The following is a 20,624-nucleotide window of genomic DNA, read 5'->3' as shown; positions in this document are numbered from 1 at the left end:
ATGACGTCGGCGACGACCGTCTCGGGGCCGACGCCGAACCCGCAGGCTACGGTCTCGCCACCGGCTGTGGCGGCCGCGATCTTCACCGGTCCGCTGCGGCCGGCCGGCATCGCCCGAAATTCCGTAACGGGAAGCATCTCCACGATGAGACATACCGCCCTCCTCGCCGCGTTCCTCGCCCTTGCCGCACCGGCCGCCGCCCACGACCTCTGGATCAATCCGGTCGGTGGCGGGGTGCAGATCCTCTACGGGCATCCCCACGAGCCGGAGCTTCCAAACGTGGCCAAGCTGATGAGCCTGACCGCCTACGAGCCTTCGGGCGCGGTGACCCTGAACGCCAAGCTGCAGACCGGCGCGGCACCTGTGCTCAAGGCCGCCTATGACGGCGATGCGCTGGTCGTGGCGTCCTACGACAACGGCTACTGGGTCCGCTTGTCAGACGGCAGCTACCGCAATGCCAGCAAGCGGATGCTGCCGCAGGCCGACAAGAGCCTCTGGTCGGTGAAGTTCGCCAAGGCCGTATCCGGCCCGACAGCTCCGTGGGACAAGGTCGTCGGCCAGCCGCTGGAGATCGTCCCGCTGGAGGAGCCCGCCGCGGCTTCGGGCCAGATCCGGGTGCGGGTGCTGTTCGAGGGCCGCCCGCTCGACGGCGCCAGCGTGGTCGCCACCGACGGCGTGAACTTCAAGAGCGAGGCGGATCAGGCCCGCGCCACGACGGATGCGGACGGCGTCGCGGTCGTCTCGCTGCGCAGTGCCGGACCGCAGGTGCTCGGCGTCAGCCACCGCGTCAGCCCCTCGCAGACGCCGGCGTTGGCCGATGCGGACAGCTACGGCGCGACGCTCGCCTTCACCGTAACCGACCCGAAGACCAACTGAGTGCAGGAACGGCATCCGGTGGCGCCGGCCTCGATGGCCCGCGTCACCGGTTCGGGGTCCTGCTCGGGTGCCCTCTGGCGCCGTAGCGCCTTGAAGCTTGGCGAAAGCCCGTTCGATCGGGGTGAGGCCGGGCGCGGAGGCCGGCGAATGGCTCCGGCATCCGCGAAAGGCCGTCCGCTACGGCGTTTCCTGTCGCGCCGCCGCGATCATGCGATCGCCGTCCTCCTGCAGCAGCAGGCGATCCGACACGAGCGCATCGACCGATTTCGTCACGGCCGCGACGTAGGCATCCGCGTCCTGATATCGCTCCTCAAGGGACAAGCGGGGGTCGCCGGCCGTGTCCCGTTCGGCACGGGTGCGCGCGAACGGGATCTGGCTACCCTCGCGATCGCACAGCGCACCGGCGGGGAACGGATCGGCATACAGGTTCCAGCCGGTGAAGGTGGCACGCGGGGCCGCAACGGCCGGCAGGCGAATGCCAGCCACCTCGTTGCCGTCGGCATCGACGCGCGGGACCAGCGGGCGATATTGCGGGCCGCTTTCCGGGTGCGGATCCACGTAGGTGCTGAAGCGCGCGATCGCATTCGGTGCTGTCGGAACGGGGACCCCGACCATGAACGGGAAGCCGATGTCAGCCGCCTCGACCAGGGTTTGATCGGAGAGGCGCGGCACACGGCTCTCCGGTGGTGCCTTACCGTCCTTCACCCACTCTTCGAGCGCGACCAGCAGCGCCCGGACCGCCGGGGCCGGGTTCAGGCTGCTGCGTGGGTTCGTGCAGGGTCCCTTGGTCGAGCCCAGGCCGGCACGCCCATAATGGAAGCCGCTCGAGACCAAGTAGGCGCGCGCGGTGTCGGGCAGGGGCACATCGGTGCGGCCAACCGGATCGGTCGTGAGGAGAGAGGCACCCTTCTGCCAATACTCGGTGCCGGTATTGGCCTCGATCAACAGAGGGTCGAATCCATCATCCCGCAGCAGCTTGCCCGTCCGACCGGTGACGGGATCGTGCTGGGTGGCGGCCGAGAACGGGAAGGTGTTCTCCGGGTAGAGGTGGTCTTCGTGCTGCGTGTTGGTTCGTGAGGGTTGACCGAAGCGGGCGTTGAGGAACACCCCGCCCACGCCCGCGATGTGAGACAGGACGCCGTCGAACACCCGCTTGCCGGTCTCGTCCCGGTTGAAGCCCTGTTGGATGAAGTCGCGCAGATAGCGCCCGCTCTGCGAGATGCCGAGCGCGAGGGCGTGCCGGATCGCGCCACCCGCCGGATTGGCCGCGCCGCCCTCGCCGCGGAGATAGGCCACCACGTCCCGCGTGGCGGCGAAGCCGATTCCGAGCACCTTCGGCTCGGTGGCTTGGTACGTGAATTCGTAGAGCGAGCCGGGCAGCGGCTTGGTGCCCTTCGGCAGAAGCTCGATCTGACGCGGCGTCGCGTAGTGCCAGGCGTCCGGCGGTACCGGCCGCGGCGGGTCGGCCTCTCGGCGCCGAACGGTGAGGCGCGCCTCGGCCTTGTCCGGGCTGGCTGTCTTGAAGGAAAGGTAGAACGGAGCCTCCGGCGGGCCTCGGGTCGCGCTGACGAGTTCATCGCGTACGACCTCGACGATCGGCTTGCCGCCGCGCGTGGCCACGGGCACGTCGATCGCCATACCGCCCTGCTGGCGCAGTGCGTCCGCCTCCCAGCCCGACCAGACGATGGTGTAGCCCCGGCGCAGCACGAGCCCGGTCCCGGCATCAGTGGCGGTCTTCGGATCGTTGACCGCCTGCGCCGCCTGAGCCGGCGCGTCGAGGACCCAGTTAAAGAGGAACTTGCGGCCCCGGTTCAGCACCTCGAACAGGAGCGTTCCGCTGCCTCGGGCCGGATCCTTGGGCCGCAGGATGAACAGGTCTGTCTTGTACTCGACCATGCCGCGGGCGTTGCGGGGCGCCAGGGCGATGTCGACGATGCCGGCATTCGCAGGATCGGCGGGGTCCAACTCGCCACGGGCCGTGCCGACGACACGCTCGTAGCTTCCGGCTGATCCGAACTCCGCGCCATCGGCAAAAGGCTCGACGCTGGCGATCTCGATGCCGGTGATGCCCGCACGAGCCGGCGCAGCGCCGAGGGCGCAGCCAAGTGCGCCGACCACAACCCAACCGTTGCGCATGTTCGCTCCCTGTCCGGCTCGTGCTGGCCGGTGTTCTCAGCAAGCATGTCAGGGGAAAGACGTCGAGAGGAATGCCGGGCTGCGCCTCGTTTTCTCTCTGTGTTGGCTCTGCGCGCTGCTTTGTACGCTATTCAGTTCGAGCGGCGCGTTCGATGGCCGAGTGAGGACTTCGAGCTCACGGAGGCATTCCACGGGTCGTCGGTGCCGCAACCAAGGCCCCGGGGCTCGACCACGAGGCAGCGCATCGGCGCCGATGCTGATTGTAGTTATTTTGCAGGAATCTGCTCGGTGGCCTGTTCCACGCACCCGTTGGATCGGTATGATCGTGCTGAGGCACGACGCGTAGGAACCAAATATGACATCGACACTGCCGGAAGGTGCGAAGCCGGGCGATATCGTGACGGCTGACGGTAAGATCCTCTGCCGTGACCGAGAGCTTCACGAGTACGGCTATTTCACCGTCACCTACGAGCAGGCCCAGGTCGCCCGCAAGCATGGCTGGGGCTGCCGGGCCGGCGTCGTCTTGGATGGGGAGCACTCCGACGAGTGGAGCTGGGACTACGCCGAGGAAGAGCGTCGCATTGCGCTGGAAAACGGCGATGAGCCGCCCGGAGTGCGGATTTACCGAGAGCCACCCGCCTCGTGCCCTGTCGAAACAGCCCCCTCTTGCCGCCTCGAAGGCCGGTAGGCGAACGGGCGACAGCGGCATCCGGGGCGTTCGAGGATAGGGGCCCCATGGCTCCGCCGCCGCGATGGAAAACGGGCTTCACCAGCGAGGATCGTACCTGAGGGGCCCGCCATACACGGCGAGCCAGTTCACGACGACGTCGGGTGCAGCACCGCCACGCAGGGGAGAGCTGGACTCCCGGTCTGGCCCAGACGGCCCATCTCCCGGCTCGCCGGGGCGGACGCTACGCCCTCAGCCGCTCCGTGTTCGCAGCCACGTGTTCGCGGTAGCGGGCAACCACGTCCTCGTGTGAACCGCCGGTCAGCAACGTCGTGGTCGCTTCAGTGGCCGCCGCGATCTTCTCCAACACCATCGAGTTCATCTCGGCCCACCCTTCCTGACCGCCCCAGGCAAGCCGTACCAGACGGAGTTCGATGACCCGCTGCGCCTCGAACGCGAGCAGAAGGGACGTCATGAAGGGATTGAACAAGCAGGGGCTCCGGTCCGTATGAAGGCGAGGTGGCAACCGCGCTTCATCGGCGGGTGATCCCAAGCTGGGCAGTTGGTCGCAGGGACAGCCCTTTCACGAGCGCAAGAGCGCCCGGAAATCGAAGAAGGCAAACGCCCTCCAGGCCGGTAGGCTGACGCTAAGCCAGCCCACCGCTTTCCTTATTGGCGACCCTAAGGCGCCCGACGATCAGGCAACCTGGAGCTGTCCGGCCGACTCTTTGCCGCTCTTCCGGTCGATCTCGACCTCGTAGGTCACCTTCTGCCCTTCAGCGAGATCGCGCAGGCCGGCGCGCTCGACCGCCGAGATGTGCACGAACACGTCCTTGCCGCCGTTGTCGGGCTGGATGAAGCCATAGCCCTTCGTCTCGTTGAACCACTTTACCGTACCGGTTGCCATGTGTGCTCCTCCTGTGGCGAACAGAGGCTTTAACGCGCCGAGCGGCTTTTGTTCCAAACCGTTGGCTTCTTGAGGCGTCTCGCCGTAGCCGAGCCTCAGCCTCCAGGTCGCAGCCTCTTGCCCGCAGACTTGGCTTATCGCCAGGTGCGGATGCCTGATGGCGTCCCGCAGCCGATCCGCATGGGCAGGCTCTGGGTACACCAGAGACGTCACGGAGTCGAAGGCCGTCCATACCGGAAGCGAGCCCTCTTGAACGAACATGTCGATCGCCTCGACAGCCTCCCACCGCTCGAAGGCGTCAGGCCCATGCACGGCCCGGCAGACAATGCGGGCGCGCAGGAATGGGTCTTCCGCCGTGGGAGCCGTTTCCAGCGAGAACATCACCCCTGAACGGTCGGGCTGCAGCTCATCCGGGAGAGCCCCGATCTTGCGCCAGAGGCAGTGCCACGTGGCGCAGGCGGCCGGGCGATCCCTGTAGATGCTGCATGCCCCACCTGTCTGATGCGCGCATAAGGTTCCGGCAGGCTTGGCAAGCGCCTTGACTTCAAGAACTCGGCAGCACTCCGCGCAGGTGCCACAGGTTCGGCCGGGAACGAGAACGTGCAAGGCTTCCGAACTTCCAATCTGAGGCCGTGCTGCAGGTCGCCCGCCTCTCTTTACGAGAGACGTTCTCCTCGGCCTGCCGGGGATGATCGATCGGCGGAGAAAGCCGGGCCGTCCTCAGACCCGGCGCCTGTGGCTGCCCGGTCGGATGTCCCTTTCTCGCAAGGGGTTGTTAACCCTCCCGGCATGGGGGGCGAAACGGAATCGCGAGCAACGCCGTATAGGCGCACCAGACAGGAGAGCCGGTATGCCGGATGAGACAAGGTTGCCGACCTTGGACGTTCTCGCCGATCTGCCTCAAGCGGATTTCGTGGCCCGCTGGCGGTCTCTGGTCGGCGAACCTCCTGCCATCATGCTGGAGAGCCGGTCAGAGATGATCCGCCTGCTGGTGGACAGTACGGAACCCGCTCCGTTTCGCTTCGATGAGCAGGCTTTGAACGCGCCTCAAAGTCATCCGGACCGGCGCTGAAAAGGAACGGCCACGGAAGCTGGAACGAAGGTGCGCGTACATCCGGCGTCACCCCCATCCCGGCATCGTGGCCGCGACCGATCAAGCGACAGGGTCGCGATCGGCATGTCCCTCAGATGGGGGCATCATGGTTAACAATCAATGACGAGTCCGACGGCCCAATCACTTTCGAGCCGGCGGCATGCCGCGTTAAGCCCGTAGAACGGGTTGAGCCAAGCCCGCGGCTTTGCATGCCGATCCAGGCTGCGACCTCTTCAGTCGATCACTCCTCAGTCGATCACCTCGACGATGCGACGCGTGCCCGGTTCGACGAGCACGGGGTGATCGTTCACGATGGTGTAGTTGTAGCCCTTGAGCTCGAACTCGCGCGGAACGTCGTAGTAGACCGGGCCTTCGTCCGGCAGGACGGTGCCGACGCGAACCGGCAGACGGGAGACGAAGGAGGGACGACGTTCCGCCCGAGCGTAGATGCGAAATCGCTCGCGGCGGTCGATGCCAAGAATGCCATTGGCCGTCCCGACGGCCGCACCGATCGCTCCGCCGACCACGGCTCCCAGGGGACCGGCCATCTCCTCCCCACGCGCGGCCCCCTCCTGCGCGCCGCGCTGAAGCCCCTGCGCGTGAGCGGAGGCGGCCATACCGATCCCGACCGGGATGAGGATCGTAGCGAGTTTGGCGCGCATCGAAGGATACCTCACTTGCCGCCCGACGCTTCATAGGCGGTGATCGCGCGGCGGCAATTCTCGGACAGCTCGGCGCGGTGCTTCTTGAAGCAGGCATCCATCTCCGGGCTATCGGAGTCGATGCCTCCGCAAAACTGCAAGGCATCGCCCGTGCAGTACTTCTTGAGATCCGGGTTGCCGCGCTTGCTCTCCGGTGCGGCAGAGGCCGAGGCGACGACGAACGGTGCGGCAAGCAGCAGACCGAGGGTAGCGAGGCGTGGCATCGAATGCTTCCTGAGCCCGATATGGGCGGGCAGGAATGATCGAGAGGATGGGATCGTTCCTCGAAAGAGGGCCCCGCGGCCCAATCTGCTCAACGGTTGGCGGGGCCTGTCGTCTCCACCCGACGAAGCGCCCGTACGCGACGCGGCTCCCTCTCAGGCTGACCGAAGGCCGTCAGCCTCGCACCAACCGCGTCATCGGCAGCCTGTCCCATCCCTGCAGGACACGGCGCCGTCCGCCCCAGATCATGCGCACGTGCAACTCTGCCGCCCGGTCAGGGTCCGAGCGCTCAAACGAAAACAGGCGCTCCCAAGGAGCGCCTGTTTCACTGTTCACGAGGAAGCGTCAGACCACCCGGCGGTCCGGTGAGGGGCCGCCGGAGATCCGGGTCCTAGTACGAGCCGAACTTGTAGTTCAGGCCGGCGCGGACGACGGCGAACTCGGTGTCGCGGACCTGCTGGCCACCGCTGACGAGCACGGTGCCCGGGCTGCCGATGGAGACCGTGCGGCCCTGGTTGTCCGTCGCGAAGGCGCCACGGCCACCGGTGCCGCGATCGAGGTTCACGTACAGACCTTCGACCTTCAGCGTCACGGCCGACGACTTGAAGAAGTTCAGGAACGAGTCGGTCGGGAGAGCGTACTCGATACCACCACCGGCGGCCCAGCCGGTCTGGAAGTCGTTGCTCGACACGCCGGTGCCGAACTCACGACCGCCGCCGGAGCCGTAGGCGAAGCCGCCGGTGCCGTACACGAGGGTGCGGTCGAAGGCGTAGCCGAGGCGACCGCGGACGGTGCCGAAGAAGTCGAGGCCGGACAGACCACCCGGGTTGAACACCTGCTGAGCGGCCAGCGGGCTGGTCGAGAGGAAGCGGTTCCGGTCACGGCCGAAATCGGCGTACTGGGCGTCGGCCTCGACACCGATCACGACACCGGAGCCCGGGGTGAACTGGTAGTTGTAGCCGATCTGACCGCCGCCGACGAAGCCTTCGTTGGACTCGCGGTTGCTGAAGGCGACCACGGCGGTGGTGCCCGGGGGCACGAGCAGGGAGGCCGGGCCGACGCCGATCACGGTCGGGACGCGGTCATCCTGGGTGCCGAAGCCGTAACCGGCGTTGAAACCGGCGTAGAAGCCCGTCCAGGTGAACACCGGCACCGGCTGGAACACCGGCGGCGGAGCCGCGCGGCGCGGGAGGTCGGCGGCGAGCGCCGTGCCCGACAGGAGAATGCCCGTGAGGCCGGCAAGGATCAGGGAATTGCGCAAGGTTTGAACCAGGGGTTTGTTAAACGTGCGCCCTGTTAGCAGCGGCCCAGCTCAGGTCATATGATATATTAGCCACAGCCCATCGATGACATCGCCGTGATCGTGCCGATCCCTCGCGTCACCGCCCTGTCGGCCCTTTGGTTCCGTTCGGCCCAAACGATGAGCCATTGGCCAGCGCCGGCCGCGATGTTCCGAGGGCGACGCGCCCGCTGTCGAGATCAGGCGGAGCTGTCGGCTCCATCGACTTCCTCCTCGGTCGGCAGCTCGCAGCGGTTGTGAATGTCAGTGGCCGCCATCGCGCCATGTCCCATCGCAACCACGACTTGGTCGAGACCGCGCACGACTCCGCCGGCGGCGTAGAGACCCGGTACCGTGGTGCGGTTGTGCTCGTCGACGAGGAGAGCTCCCGTTTCATCGTGCTCGGCTCCCAATTCCAATGCGAGCTCGGAGCGAAGCTTCAATCCGAGAGCCGAGTAGAGCACCTCGAACCGGTGTTCATCACCGCTCGCCGTGCGTAGCCGGGTGATCCGGGCATCCTCGACATCGAGGCCTGTTACCGGCTCGTGGACGACCTTGATGCCGTGCTTCTCGACGCGCTCGCGCTCGCCCGCGTCGAGGTGCATGCCTTGCCCCAGCGTCAGAAGCGTCACGTCGCGCGAGTAGGTGCGGGCCACGAACACCGCCTCTCCCAGGCCCCTGTCGCCGTGGCCGATCACCGCGATGCGCTTGCCTCTCGCTTCGTAGCCATCGCAGATCGGGCAGTAGCGCACGAGGCCGCGTCTGACGGCGTCGGGAAGGTCCGGCAGGTCGGGCTCCACGTCGTCCGCGCCCGTGGCGAGAAGCACCCGGCGCGCCCGCACCTCGCGTGAGATGCCGCCCGCCTCTTCGACGCTGGCCGCGAAGCCTCCCTCGACCCTGCGCAGGGTCGTGACGGTGCCATGGGTGACCTCGGATCCATACCGAGCGAGGTGCTCGCGTTGACGGAGGAGGATCTCCTGTCCGGAGATGCCGTCGGCGAAGACCGGGATGTTGTGGCTGGTGGGTATCCAAGACGCGCGGGAATCGCCCGCATCCACCACGAGGAAGCGGCGCTCGAAGCGGGCCAAGTAGAGTGCGGCTGTCAGCCCGGCCGGGCCGCCGCCGACAATCAGGCAGTCGATCGGCTCTGAGAGATCAGCGGACAGAAGCCGAGCCATTCGCTCATCCGTTTATGAGGGCCACCCTTGCCGAGACCACCTTCGGCCTTCATCGGTTCCGCCACCGGCCGAAGCTTCGGACCGTCGGGAGGCGTAATCCTGTTGGAGCGGCCAAGCCGGCCGAGCGGGCTCCGTCAGGCCCGCGGACGGATCGGGGCCTTGGTGCGGCCACCAGAGCCTGCGCCGTCCAGAGGGCGATGCGCAGGAGCTTAACCCCCCGTTTGCGGGGCGTCGGACGGGAGGGCGGCGTCGAGGGCGGACATGGGAATCCCTTGCATGGGCGGATGCGACATGCCCAGCTTTGCCCGCCCTGGACGGCCCGAGAAATCGGGACAGTCTCGATCGAGAGCTTCGGATCATTCGATGGAGTTGTCGGGCACCCGAATATCGTTCGATCGAGGGGCCACCGCCCGTGAACGACGGGTATCGGGATCGACACGGCATCGGATGGTCCGAGCCGGTCGAGGAGCCAGCGGCCCCGTCCCGGAACGGTGTCCGGCCCGCTGCAGCGGGCCGGCATGTCCTTGGGCGCGTAGGTCAGTGCCGCGGTAAGGTGTGCAGCCCGCGCAGGAAGAGGTCGACGTCCTCCCGCGTGTTGTAGAAGGCCAGCGAGGCGCGCACCGACTGATCGACGCCGAAGCGGCGCAGCGCCGGCAGGGCGCAGTGGTGGCCCGAGCGCACCGCGATCCCGAGGGAATCGAGGTGGTGGGCGACGGCCTCGTTGGTGAGGCCATCGACCGTGAAGGACATGACGCTCGCCTTGTTGAGCGCGGTACCGATCAGGCGCAGGCCCTTCACATCAGCCAAGCCTTCCTGCGCGTATTCGAGCAGGTCGTGCTCGTAGGCTGCGATCGCCGGCAGGCCAACGCTCTCCAGGTAATCGAGCGCCGCACCGAGACCCACCGCGCCGGCGATGTCGGGCGTGCCCGCCTCGAACTTTTCCGGTGCGCCCTTGTAGACGGTCTTGGCGAAGGTGACGTCCTCGATCATGTGGCCGCCGCCCTGCCACGGCGGCATCGCCTCCAAGAGGTGCCGCTTCCCGTACAGGGCGCCGATGCCGGTCGGCCCGAACACTTTGTGGCCGGAGAAGACCAGGAAATCGGCGTCGAGCGCCTGCACGTCGATGGGGATGTGCGGCGTCGATTGCGCGGCATCGACCAGCACCGGCACGCCGTAGGCATGCGCCAGAGCGATGATCTCCCGGATCGGGTTCACGGTGCCGAGCGCGTTGGCGACATGCGTCACCGAGACGATCTTGGTGCGGCCCGAGAGCAAAGCCGCGTACTGTTCGAAGATGATCTCGCCACGATCGTTGACCGGGATCACCCGGATCGTCGCGCCGGTCGCCTGTGCCAGAAGTTGCCAGGGCACGATGTTGGCGTGGTGCTCGATGGTCGAGACGATGATCTCGTCGCCGGGGCCGATATTGGCCCGGCCGTAGGAGTTGGCGACGAGGTTGATCGCTTCCGTGGTGCCGCGCAGGAAGACGATATCGTCCTTGCTCGGCGCGTTGAGGAAGCGGCGCGTCTTCTCGCGACCGCCCTCGAACAGGTCGGTGGAGCGCGCGGCGAGCGTGTGCGCGGCTCGGTGGATGTTCGAGTTGTGACGGCCGTAGAATTCGCTCGTGGCGTCGATCACGCTCTGGGGCTTGTGGGTGGTGGCCGCGTTGTCGAGCCAGACGAGGCGATGCCCGTTCACGCTCTGGTGCAGCGCCGGGAAGTCCTTGCGAACGTGCTCGACATCGAACGGCGCGCCGGCCGGAACCGACCCGTGCGAGGTCACCCGCGGGGCGGGCCCCGCGTGGCGCGAGGGCTCGACCCGTGGCTGGGCGGCCGCCTTCTTGCCCCTCGCTGGCGGCGGGGCCGGGCTCAGGAAGTAGTAATCGCCCGTGTTGTCGGGGGCGGGCACGCTCGGATGCGGGAGCTGGCCGGTGCGCGAGAAATGCTCCTGCGCGGCGTCGCCGCCGGGCTTGCCGGGATCGCGCGGCACGAGGTGGGGTGCCAGCGCGTGGGCGAAGCCGTTGGCGCGGGGATGGTCGGCCGCGGTCTGCCGGTGCAGGTCGGGGCCACCGGGGATCGCTGCGGCCACGTCGGGCAGGCTCGGCACGAAGAATTCGGGCAACCGGTTCGAGTTCGTGAACGGATGCACCGAGGGGATCGCCGCCACGTCGAACAGGTTTGCGCTCGCCGGCGCGGGCGTCGCGCCGACCGGGTTGGCATGGGACGGACCGGTCAGGCCCGGCAGGCCGACCGGCGGCGCGCCGAAGGAGCGCGCGGCCTGCGCCGACAGGTCGGGCTGGAAGCCCGACGGCAGCGCGCCCGAGGGCAGAGAGGGCGTACCCAGATTGGCGCCGGGCAGCGCGGGCTGCCCGGAACCGGTGGGAAGGGTCTCAAGCCCCTGGGGGACTTGAGGCGTCTGCGGCAGTTGGGGCTGGAACGGTGCGCTACCCGCCTGTCCCTGGCCGGTGATCTCGCGGGCGAGGCGCCCGACGAGATCGGCATGCGCCAGATCGCCCGCGTTGCCGGTCGGAAGACCGAGAGCGGGGGCGTTAGGCGTAGTCATGGTAGTTTCCCAGCAGCACGTTATCGAGGCGGGCGATCGCGTCCTCGACCAGCACGGCGGCCGAGAAGTAGCGGGTCACGAGGTGCGAGGCGATGGAGTGATCGTTGGTGCCCATGTAGCGCACCGACAGGCCGGGCTCGATCTCGCCGGTCACACCCGACTTCTGCAGGCCGACCACGCCCTGCTCACCCTCGCCGACGCGCAGCAGCAGGATCGAAGTGGTCTGGGCACCCGTCACCGGATCGGTGTCGATCGGCAGCTTGTCGCTCGGCACCAGCGGCACACCGCGCCAGGTGATGAAGGGCGCGCCGAACAGGTGGACGACGACCGGCGGCACGCCGCGGCGGGTGGCCTCGCGGCCGAAGGCGGCGATGGCGCGCGGATGGGCCACGAAGAAGGCCGGCTTCTTCCACACCAGGGTCAGCAACTCGTCCAGGTCGTCCGGGGTCGGCGGGCCTGAGCGGGTCGGGATGCGCTGGCGGCCGGCGACTTCGCCGAGCAGGCCGAACTGCGAGTTGTTGAGCAGCTCCCACTCCTCGCGTTCCTTCACGGCATCGACCGTGAGGCGGATCTGCTCGCGCAGCTGATCGATCTCGTTGGAATAGAGATCGGTGACGCGGGTGTGGGTGTTGAGGATCGTCTGGATCGTGGAGAGGTGATACTCGCGCGGATCGATCTCGTAATCGACGAAGGTGGTCGGCAGGCGCGGCTCGCCGGCATGGACCGCCAGGAGTTCGATGCCCTGCTCGCCGTAGGAGTTGGTGTGCCCTTTGAGGCGATCACGCTCCTCCTGGTACTGGTCGATGCGCGAGCGGACGGCCTCGTCCTCGATCGCGGCGCGGTCGAGGGTGAGCAGCGTCACCGCCGAGAGCGCCTTCACCGCCGGCGCCGGGCCGGCCTCGCCGACGAGGGCGTCGTCGCCGAAATAGTCGCCGCGCGTGGCAAGTCCCTGGCGTAGCCGGCCCTTGTAGGGGCCCGACAGGGTCAGCTCGACGGTGCCGTCGGCCACGATCACGAGGCTGCGGCCGGACGAGCCCTCCTCGGCGATGACCTCGCCGGCCTTGTGCCGGCTCTGCGTGAACTTGTCCGCGAGCGTGGCCAGTTCGGCATCGCCGAGGCGGCTGAACAGCGGAACGGCGCGCAGCGAGCCGGGACGGACCGTGCGACCCTTGTCCTCAAGGCTGAGATCGATGCGGCCGGGCTTGGCCAGCACCACGGCGCGGCGGTTGACCCGGTAGACGCCGCCCGCGACGTCGACGAAGGGCAGCAGGCGCAGGAGGAAGCGGGGGGTGTTGGCGACGTTCTGGACCGAGGTGACGGTCGCGGTCGCTAGATTGCGCGCGGCGGATGCGCTCACGCTCAGACCCGGTCCACTCATCTGTCGTCGTCTCCTTACGGTGTTTCGGAAATTCGGCCGGTGTGGACGCGGGGGCCCGGCGCCGGCAGCACATCGGGTGCGGATGACAGGCAGCCGCCGGCACGGCGCAGGCACAAAGGCCACGCCGGCGCCGCACTGAACTTGCCAACACCATCGCTCTATTGATTGCGACTTGCCCGAGCCGGGCCTATTGAGACGTTCGCCCGGGACAGTTGATGTACTAGGCGCGGCGGCAGCCGGCGGTCAACGGAATGATTTTCCAATTTTTGTGGACGCCGCAGGAGATGGATCTTCTGAAGCTGTCTAAATGAGTTGAACGTTTTATAAACCAGCCTTTTACTGGAAAAATGTTCTACAAGATGTTCTCTTGGAGAATGTCTTGAAGCAACTCGTCGCCGAAAGATTTTTTTGGCAGCCGGCTCAGATCCCGTCGCCGAAACCGAAGGACTGATCCATGGTCTGGGCGGGCTCCTCGTCGCTCCGCAGGCGCGAGACGACCCGCGCCGGCACGCCCGCGACGGTGGTGTGGGCGGGCACCTCGTGCAGCACCACCGCGGCAGCGGCGACCTTGGCGCCTTCCCCGACCCGGATGTTGCCGAGCACCTTGGCGCCGACGCTGAGCAGCACCCCGCGGGCGATCTTCGGATGCCGGTCGCCACTCTCCTTGCCGTTGCCGCCGAGCGTCACCGACTGGAGGATCGAGACGTCATCGGCCACGACCGTGGTCTCGCCAATGACGACGCCGGTGGCGTGATCGATGAAAACCCCCGAGCCGATCCGCGCCGCCGGGTGAATGTCGCAGCCGAACACCTCGGAGATGCGGCTCTGCACGTGCAGGGCGAGCGTCGCCCGGCCCTGATGCCAGAGCCAGTGCGCCACCCGGTAGCCTTCGAGCGCGGCGAAGCCCTTGTAGAACAGGAATGGATCGAGATAGCGCCGGCAGGTCGGGTCGCGCTCGCGGATGGCGATGAGATCGCGCACGGCGTGCAGCCCCGTATGCGGGTCGGCCTCGAAGGCGGAGAAGCAGAGATCGCGCATGGTGAGCCGCGACAGGTCGCCGTCGCCGAGCCGGTGGGCGAGGCGGTAGGCCAGCGCTTCCGACAGGCTGCGCTGGTCGAGCACCGTCGCCTGGATCAGACCCGCATAGAGCGGCTCCTCGATCAGCGCAGCCTCGGCCTCGCTCCGCATCGCCGCCCAGACATCCCCCTCCGCCATGCTGCGGCTCGTCGCCCGCAGGGGCGGGACGATCGCCAGGGCTGCGGTCACGACCGGGTCTCCGGATTGGACGGGGGGAGCGGGCGGAGGCCGCAGCGGTGATCGCGCGCACGCATCGTCGGGTCGTCCAATCGCTTCACGGGATGCGCCGGAACAGGTCCGGCAGGTAGCTCTGCAGGGTCTCGTGGCCGTCGAACTGGACATCGATCGTGGCGCGGCCGGCCTGACCGTGGATGCCGATCACCCGGCCCCGCGCATGGCGCCAGATCCCGAGGGCTTCGGCGAGGTCGAGCCGATCGAACACGACCTGATCGCCGGGAAGCATCGTCGCACTCAGCATGATGGTGTCCTTGAAGCGGGAATCCCGTCACGGCTTCCGATCCACCGGCCCGCACGCAGCGTCTCAAATCGCGCGCCGCGGGAGGGGTAGGAAGAGCCTGCCAACCGCGCCGGGATACGGGAGAAGATTTGCTGCGCGGGAGGGCGGATCAAGAGCATTATTTTCGGTAAGTCATTGTTTCAATTCGATAATTATCGAGAGAACGCCGTTTGGCAAGCCTTGTTCCGCACTTCTCGCCGCGCGCCCCCGGAACGGGACGGCGATCCAGCCGCTGCCGGCGGCAGCGAGCGCTCGATCGAGGTCGGTCCGGATCTCGTCGATGTTCGCCAGCCCGACGGCGAGGCGCACGTAGCCGTCGGTGGCGCCGACGGCGCGCGGCTCATCCGGCGTCAAGTGCGAGTGGCGGGTCGAAGCTGGTTGGATCGCGCGGCTGCGGGCATGTCGATATGGGCGACGCCATAGAACAGCTTGGACGCTTCAGCGCGGAGGCCGCCTGATCCGAGGCGGGGGCGCGTGCGGCCGCACCGCCCTTCAGTGCGGCAAGGACGCCGCTCCAGCACGTCGACGGTGGGACCGGTGACCGGGATGTCGATGGTGCCGAGGGCCTCGAGCGCAAACAGGTTTTCGCATCCGCCTGCGACAACGGCCGGCCGAACGCTCGGCCGATTGCCTCACGGGTGCTTGTGGATCGGATCGACCCAGTAGACCGTCTCGGGCCGCTCGGCCGCCTCGACATCGGGCAGGTTGACCACCACCGCCTCGTTGTCGGAGCGCACCAGCACGCAGTGCAGGGGCTCGTTGGTCGAGGCGTTGATCTCCTGGTGCGGCACGTAGGGCGGCACGAAGATGAAGTCGCCGGGCCCGGCTTCCGCCACGTATTCGAGGCGCTCGCCCCAGCGCATCCGGGCCTGGCCGGAGACGATGTAGATCACGCTCTCCAGCGCGCCGTGGTGGTGCACGCCGGTCTTGGCGTCGGGCTCGATCGCCACGGTGCCGGCCCAGATTTTCTGGGCGCCGACCCGTGCGGCGTTGACCGCCGCCTGCCGGAACATGCCGGGCGTCTGCGCCGTGTTGGGATCGAGCCGGTCGCCGGGGATCACCCGCACGCCGTCATGCTTCCAACGCGCGGCGCCTTCGTCGTGGTCATGATTGTGAGGCTCATGGTCGTGAGGCTCATGGTCATGGGTGTGGCCGTCGCCGAGGTCGTGCATGTTCACAAAATCCTTCGTCGCCGCGATTATCGCACGGCGGCAAGCGCGTCCGAAAACCCGGTATCGAGGATCGCCTCGGCGCGCGGGGCTCGCGCCGCCTGGATCAGTCCGGCCCGCACGTAGAGGTCGATGATGCGCTGCTCGTCGGCGATCACGGTGTCATCGATCGGCACGGTGCGATAGCGCGCGCGCCCGAACCAGCGCAGCGGCACCGCCTCGGGCAGGCCGATCAGCCGCGACCATGCGGCAGCATAGGGCGCCGGATCGGTCAGCGCCCGGGCTCGGGCCCTGGCGAGGCGGGCGGCGTAGTCGGCGAGCAGGGCGCGCTTGGATTTCAGCGCGGCATCACTCGCCACCGCGTAGCTCAGGCCCGGGGTGATGCCGTTGCCGTCGCGGAGCACCCGCACGAGGCCGGCGAGTTCGGCCGCGGAGGTGTAGGGCTCCCAGGTCGACCACGCATCGACCGCGCCGGAGGTCAGCGCCAACTTGGCGTCGGCAGGCGGCAGGAAGCGAAACTGCACGTTGTCGGCCGGCAGCCCCGCTTCTTCGAGGGCGGCGAGGACGACCTGGTGGCCGATCGAGCCGCGGTTGGTGGCGATCCGCTTGCCCTGGAGATCCGCCACGCTACGGATGGCGGAGTCGGGCGGCACGAGGATGGCGAGCCCGTCCTGCCGGTTGCGGAAGGCCAGAAAGGCCTTGACCGGAACCCCCGCGGCGGCGGCGAAGGTGAAGGGGGCGTCGCCCACGCCGCCCGCGTCGATGACGCCGGCATTCAACGCTTCCAGCAGCGGGGCGGCCGCCGGAAACTCGCTCCATTCAAGCCGGTAGGGGAGTCCGTCGAGCACGCCCGTGGCCTCCATCAGGGCGCGGGCGTTGCCGCGCTGGTCGCCGACGCGCAAGACCTCCTCCGCGTGGGCGGGCGCGAGGCTGGCGAGCGCCAGCGCGATCAGGACGAGCCAGCGGGCCATCACGCGGCCTCCGCCGTGCCGCGGCGCCGGGCGAGCAGATCCTTGAAGGCTGGCAGCAATTCGCGCCCGTACTGGATCGCGTCCTCCAGCGGGTCGAAACCGCGGATCAGGAAGGTGCGCACGCCGAGGTCGTGATAGTCGAGGAGCGCGTCGGCGACCTGCTCGGGTGTCCCGACGAGCGCCGTGGAGTTGCCGGAGGCGCCGGTCTCGGCGGCGATCGCGGTGTAGAGGCGCTTGTCGAGGCGCTGGCCTTCGGCCGCCGCGGCAAGCAGCCGGCGCGAGCCCTCGTTCTGCGGGGGCGCTGCAGACGCGAGGCCGCGGGCGGTCCGCAGCCGCCGGGTCTCGGCAAGGATGGCCTCCGCCCGCGCCCAGGCCCGCTCCTCAGTCTCCGCCAGGATCGGCCGCAGCGAGAGGCTGAACCGGGGTGAGCGCCCATGCGGGGCGGCCGCCGCCCGCACCCTGCCGATCAGCTCGCGCACCTGGGCGTAGGTCTCGCCCCACAGGGCGTAGGTGTCGGCGTGTCGGCCGGCCACCGCCAGAGCCGCCGGCGAGGCGCCGCCGAAATAGACGGGGATCGCCCCGACTGGCTTCACCTCGGAGAATCCGGCCTCGATCCGGTAATGGCGACCCGCGTAATCGAAGGGCGCGTCCGACGTCCAAGAGAGACGCAGGATGTCGAGGAATTCGGCGGTACGGGCGTAGCGCTCGTCCTTGGTGAGATGGTCGCCGTCGCGGGCGAGATCGCGGTCGTCGCCACCGCTGATCGCGTGGATCGCTACGCGCCCACCGCTGAGCTGGTCGAGCGTCGCGAACTGGCGCGCCGCGATTGTGGGCGCGGTGAAGCCGGTGCGATGGGCGATCATCAGCCCGATGCGCCGCGTCGCGGCCGCGATCTCCGCGGCGATCAGCAGGGGATCGGGGGAGGTGGAATAGGCCGCCACCAGAACCCGATCGAACCCGCCCCGCTCGTGCGCCTTGGCCAGGAGCCGCAGATAGTCGGGCTCGATCGCCGGCCCGCGCGCCGCGCGCGTCTCGGAGACCTCGTGCGGGGCGACGAAGCCGATGAACTCGGTCGTCTCGGGCGGCAGCAGGCTCATCCGGATTTTCCTCGACTGTCAGACACCGAGCGCGGTGCGGCCGGCGGCAACCCGCACCGCGTCGCCCTGCGGCCAGTGGATGCGCGCGCACAGGACGTCGCGCAGGTGCCGCTCCAGTGGCGCTTTTCGCGAGAGCGCGGCGTTGCCGCAGAACTCGGCCACCCGCTGCACCGCCTGGATCGCGTTCTCGGTCACGGTCAGCTTGACGAAGCCCGCCTCCTGCGGGGCCGGCAGCGCGCCCGCATCGGTCTCGGCGGCGAGGCTGGCCACGAGCCGGGCGTTGACGGAGAGGAGCCGCTCGTTCTCGCCCAAGGCCTCGTGGAAGCGCGGCAGGCTGGCGAGCGGCGCCCCGAGGCTGCCGGGCACGCGCTCGTGCAGGAAGTCCCGGAACCACGCCTGCGCCGCCTGCGCGACCCCGTCGTAGAGGGCGGCGAGCAGGGTGCAGCTCCAGGCCTGCTGCAGCGGATCGGGCCGGCGCCATTCCTCCGGGCGGCGCAGGTCGACCGCGTGGTCGCCCGGCACCCGCACGTCCTCGAACACCACGTCGTGGCTTCCCGACGCGCGCAGGCCGAGATGGTCCCAGGTCTCCTCGATGCGGATGCCCGGGGACGACATCGGCACCAGCAGGTTGCCGACCCGCGGCTCCGGCTCGTCGGTGCGCACGAAGACGACGCCGTAGGCGAGGCCCGGCGCGCCGGTGGAGTAGATCTTTCGGCCCGATACCCGCCAGTCGTCACCATCGCGCCGGGCGAGCGTGCCGGGCAGGCCGCCGCGGGCAGGTGTGCCGAGATCGGGCTCGACCCTGAGCGCATTGATGAGGGCGCCCTTCGTCACCGCGTCGCGCCCGACCGTGTCCGCGAGCGCACGCGGCCAGGGCGTGCCGGCGCGGTGGATCAGCCCGTGCTGGAGCAGCGTCATCGCCAGCACCAGGGCGACCGCCGGATCGCCGGCACCGAGCGTACCGACGACCTGCGCCGCCCGCGCCAGCCCGGCCCCGCCGCCTCCGAGCCGTTCCGGCACGGTGAGCCCGATCAGACCTGCTTCGCGCAGAGATGCGATCGGCCCGTGCGGAAAGGCGCCGGCGCGATCGCGCTCACCGGCTTCCGCGGCAAAGTTCTCGGCCAGACGCCGGACGGTATCGAGGGACGCGGCGGCCATGGTCATCGAGAGGGCATGAGGAAAGAGCGAGGGGGGAGGGGCGGAGCCAAGTGCCGTGGCGATTGGCGGGAGGCTTTTCGCAAGGTCTCGCTATGCTCGGCGCGGAGGAGCGGGCGGTCAACGAAACGTGTTTCCAAAGATGGGACCTCTGGAAGGAGGTTCTGCCCGCACGCTTCCGAATACCGGAAGATCGCGCTCTGCTCTGTCGACGACGCGTAGGACCTCTGCTTCGGAGGCCGTGTCCGCGGTGTCTCGCCCGCGAACGGACCGTCCTGTCGCCGCTTCCCCATGATCCAGCGCTGATCACCCTAAACCCGGATCGCTGGGCGAAAAATCTTCTCGCGGACGTCAAAACTGAGAAAGTCTATCGCCGGACATGACGTATTTTGGAAAGATGCTTCGATTGACTTCACTGCCAAGCAATTGAAAACTGAATAAACCAGCCCCCTCCCGAGAAGCTGTTCCCGATATCGACGCGCCGCATCGTCCCGGTTGACCGGGCGATCCTCCGGTGCGTCCCGCCTTGCGACCCTGCGGAGACGACCATGACCGACGAGCCCCCGCGCCCCGGCCTCCTGCCGTCGCGCCGGTTCCTGTTGCGCGCGGGCGCTGCCGCAGCGGCTCTCCCGCTCGGCTTCGGGGTGGGCGGCGTGCGGGCCTGGGGGCCCGGTCCGGCCGTGCCGTTCGATCCCGGCCCGATCTGCCGCCCCGCCGCCGCAGAGGGGCCCGCCGGTCCCCTGAAGCCGATCAAGCTCGCCTGGAACGCCACCGCGATCTGCACCGCCGCGGCGCCGCTGGCCAAGGAGCGCGGCATCTTCGCCGCCCACGGCCTCGACGTGGAGTTCGTCAATTTCGGCGGCTCGACCGAGGCTCTGTTGGAGGCCATTGCCACGGGCAAGGCGGATGCCGGTATCGGCATGGCGTTGCGCTGGCTCAAGCCGCTGGAACAGGGCTTCGACGTGAAGATCACCGCCGGCCTGCATGGCGGCTGCCTCCGGCTGCTCGGCGCGAAATCCGCCGGTATCACCGACATCGCGGCGCTGAAGGGCAAAACGATCGCGATCAGCGATCACGCGAGCCCGGCCAAGAACTTCTTCGCCCTGCTGCTCGCGCAGGCCGGCATCGATCCGGAGACTGGTGTCGAGTGGCGGCAATACCCGGCCGACCTCCTCAACCTCGCGGTCGAGAAGGGCGAGGCGCAGGCGCTGGCCGATTCCGATCCGCGCACGTGGATCTGGCTGAAGGACCCGAAATTCACGGAAATCGCAACCAACCTCTCGGGGGCTTACGCCGACCGCACCTGCTGCGTGGTCGCCGTGCGCGGCAGCCTGATCCGTAACGACCGCGCTGCCGCCGCCGCGCTCACCCGCGCCGTGCTGGAGGCCGGTCACCGCGTCCACGAGAACCCGGAGGACGCCGCGCGCATCTTTTCGGGCTACGGCGGCAAGGGGTCGGTCGAGGATCTCGCCGCGATGCTGCGCAGCCAGCACCACGGCGACCGCCCGGTCGGCACCGACCTGAAGCGCCAGCTCGTACTCTACGGCGACGAGCTCAAACAGGTGAACGTCCTCAAGCGCACCACCGACACGGCTAAGTTCGCCGAGCGCGTCTATGCCGACGTGCTGAGCTGAGGGGC

20 protein-coding genes are annotated in these 20,624 nt (G+C 68.5%); 4 read left to right on the top strand and 16 right to left on the bottom strand.

All coding sequences use genetic code 11. The annotated features are described in order from the left end of the window. The first annotated feature begins 144 nt into the window (after positions 1-144). Entirely contained in the window at positions 145-876 is a 732-nt protein-coding gene (locus MSPGM_RS05410) for a DUF4198 domain-containing protein (RefSeq protein ID WP_003600639.1), read from the top strand. 177 nt (positions 877-1,053) lie between these two features. Here MSPGM_RS05410 and MSPGM_RS05405 read toward each other — a convergent pair whose 3' ends face one another. Continuing rightward, the gene (locus MSPGM_RS05405; RefSeq protein ID WP_003600637.1) at positions 1,054-3,012 is read right to left on the bottom strand and encodes an alpha/beta hydrolase domain-containing protein; all 1,959 of its coding nucleotides are present in this window, start codon (positions 3,010-3,012) and stop codon (positions 1,054-1,056) included. Positions 3,013-3,367: 355 nt separating this feature from the next. On the opposite strand from MSPGM_RS05405, the gene MSPGM_RS05400 reads away from it, so the two are divergent. Next, positions 3,368-3,700, top strand: a complete 333-nt coding sequence (locus tag MSPGM_RS05400) for a hypothetical protein (RefSeq protein WP_003600635.1) — start codon at positions 3,368-3,370, stop codon at positions 3,698-3,700. 223 nt (positions 3,701-3,923) lie between these two features. On the opposite strand, the gene MSPGM_RS05395 is transcribed toward MSPGM_RS05400, so the two are convergent. Next, on the bottom strand, positions 3,924-4,169 hold the full coding sequence (locus MSPGM_RS05395) for a hypothetical protein (protein ID WP_003600633.1): 246 nt from the start codon (positions 4,167-4,169) through the stop codon (positions 3,924-3,926). A 207-nt stretch (positions 4,170-4,376) separates the two neighbouring features. Continuing rightward, positions 4,377-4,586: a cold-shock protein gene (locus tag MSPGM_RS05390; protein ID WP_012252841.1), complete on the bottom strand. Its 210-nt coding sequence runs from the start codon at positions 4,584-4,586 to the stop codon at positions 4,377-4,379. Positions 4,587-5,436: 850 nt separating this feature from the next. Between MSPGM_RS05390 and MSPGM_RS05385 the strand changes: the two genes are divergently transcribed. After that, positions 5,437-5,658 carry a hypothetical protein gene (locus MSPGM_RS05385; protein ID WP_003600631.1) on the top strand — a complete coding sequence of 74 codons (222 nt, stop codon included), beginning with the start codon at positions 5,437-5,439 and terminating at the stop codon, positions 5,656-5,658. A 269-nt stretch (positions 5,659-5,927) separates the two neighbouring features. Here MSPGM_RS05385 and MSPGM_RS05380 read toward each other — a convergent pair whose 3' ends face one another. The 13 genes from MSPGM_RS05380 to MSPGM_RS05320 all read right to left on the bottom strand — a co-directional run bounded on the left by MSPGM_RS05380 (position 5,928) and on the right by MSPGM_RS05320 (position 18,994). Next, the gene (locus MSPGM_RS05380) at positions 5,928-6,341 is read right to left on the bottom strand and encodes a DUF1236 domain-containing protein (RefSeq protein ID WP_261926191.1); all 414 of its coding nucleotides are present in this window, start codon (positions 6,339-6,341) and stop codon (positions 5,928-5,930) included. Positions 6,342-6,352: 11 nt separating this feature from the next. Further along, positions 6,353-6,604 carry a cysteine rich repeat-containing protein gene (locus MSPGM_RS05375; RefSeq protein ID WP_003600629.1) on the bottom strand — a complete coding sequence of 84 codons (252 nt, stop codon included), beginning with the start codon at positions 6,602-6,604 and terminating at the stop codon, positions 6,353-6,355. Between the two features lie 389 nt (positions 6,605-6,993). After that, on the bottom strand, positions 6,994-7,863 hold the full coding sequence (locus tag MSPGM_RS05370; protein WP_003600628.1) for an outer membrane protein: 870 nt from the start codon (positions 7,861-7,863) through the stop codon (positions 6,994-6,996). Between the two features lie 218 nt (positions 7,864-8,081). Further along, on the bottom strand, positions 8,082-9,059 hold the full coding sequence (locus MSPGM_RS05365) for an NAD(P)/FAD-dependent oxidoreductase (protein ID WP_003600627.1): 978 nt from the start codon (positions 9,057-9,059) through the stop codon (positions 8,082-8,084). A gap of 537 nt (positions 9,060-9,596) precedes the next feature. Continuing rightward, a complete protein-coding gene (locus MSPGM_RS05360) occupies positions 9,597-11,621 on the bottom strand; it encodes a family 2A encapsulin nanocompartment cargo protein cysteine desulfurase (protein WP_003600626.1) in 2,025 nt (674 codons plus the stop codon). After that, positions 11,608-12,999, bottom strand: coding sequence for a family 2B encapsulin nanocompartment shell protein (locus MSPGM_RS05355; protein ID WP_003600625.1), 1,392 nt, complete (start codon positions 12,997-12,999; stop codon positions 11,608-11,610). Before MSPGM_RS05355 ends, MSPGM_RS05360 begins: the two co-directional genes overlap by 14 nt. 420 nt (positions 13,000-13,419) lie before the next feature. Beyond that, entirely contained in the window at positions 13,420-14,265 is an 846-nt protein-coding gene (cysE, locus tag MSPGM_RS05350) for a serine O-acetyltransferase (RefSeq protein ID WP_261926190.1), read from the bottom strand. An 85-nt stretch (positions 14,266-14,350) separates the two neighbouring features. Further along, the gene (locus MSPGM_RS05345) at positions 14,351-14,554 is read right to left on the bottom strand and encodes a hypothetical protein (protein ID WP_003600621.1); all 204 of its coding nucleotides are present in this window, start codon (positions 14,552-14,554) and stop codon (positions 14,351-14,353) included. 171 nt (positions 14,555-14,725) lie between these two features. Further along, positions 14,726-14,977, bottom strand: a complete 252-nt coding sequence (locus tag MSPGM_RS05340) for a PLP-dependent transferase (protein ID WP_375541390.1) — start codon at positions 14,975-14,977, stop codon at positions 14,726-14,728. Between the two features lie 248 nt (positions 14,978-15,225). Beyond that, the gene (locus tag MSPGM_RS05335) at positions 15,226-15,765 is read right to left on the bottom strand and encodes a cupin domain-containing protein (RefSeq protein WP_003600620.1); all 540 of its coding nucleotides are present in this window, start codon (positions 15,763-15,765) and stop codon (positions 15,226-15,228) included. Between the two features lie 26 nt (positions 15,766-15,791). Beyond that, complete coding sequence (locus MSPGM_RS05330; protein WP_003600619.1) at positions 15,792-16,733, bottom strand: ABC transporter substrate-binding protein; 942 nt, start codon at positions 16,731-16,733, stop codon at positions 15,792-15,794. Further along, complete coding sequence (locus tag MSPGM_RS05325) at positions 16,733-17,830, bottom strand: LLM class flavin-dependent oxidoreductase (protein ID WP_012752260.1); 1,098 nt, start codon at positions 17,828-17,830, stop codon at positions 16,733-16,735. Before MSPGM_RS05325 ends, MSPGM_RS05330 begins: the two co-directional genes overlap by 1 nt. An 18-nt stretch (positions 17,831-17,848) precedes the next feature. Continuing rightward, positions 17,849-18,994 (bottom strand): acyl-CoA dehydrogenase family protein, encoded by a 1,146-nt coding sequence (locus tag MSPGM_RS05320; RefSeq protein WP_003607256.1) that lies wholly within the window; start codon positions 18,992-18,994, stop codon positions 17,849-17,851. A 539-nt stretch (positions 18,995-19,533) separates the two neighbouring features. Here MSPGM_RS05320 and MSPGM_RS05315 point away from each other — a divergent pair. Beyond that, complete coding sequence (locus tag MSPGM_RS05315; protein ID WP_012752259.1) at positions 19,534-20,619, top strand: ABC transporter substrate-binding protein; 1,086 nt, start codon at positions 19,534-19,536, stop codon at positions 20,617-20,619. Positions 20,620-20,624: the final 5 nt, after the last annotated feature.

Origin of the sequence: Methylorubrum sp. GM97 (assembly GCF_024347855.1) — a bacterium.
Taxonomy (GTDB): domain Bacteria; phylum Pseudomonadota; class Alphaproteobacteria; order Rhizobiales; family Beijerinckiaceae; genus Methylobacterium; species Methylobacterium extorquens.
Note: the sequence above shows the minus strand (reverse complement) of the source record. Positions and strands in the feature narration are given on the sequence as shown.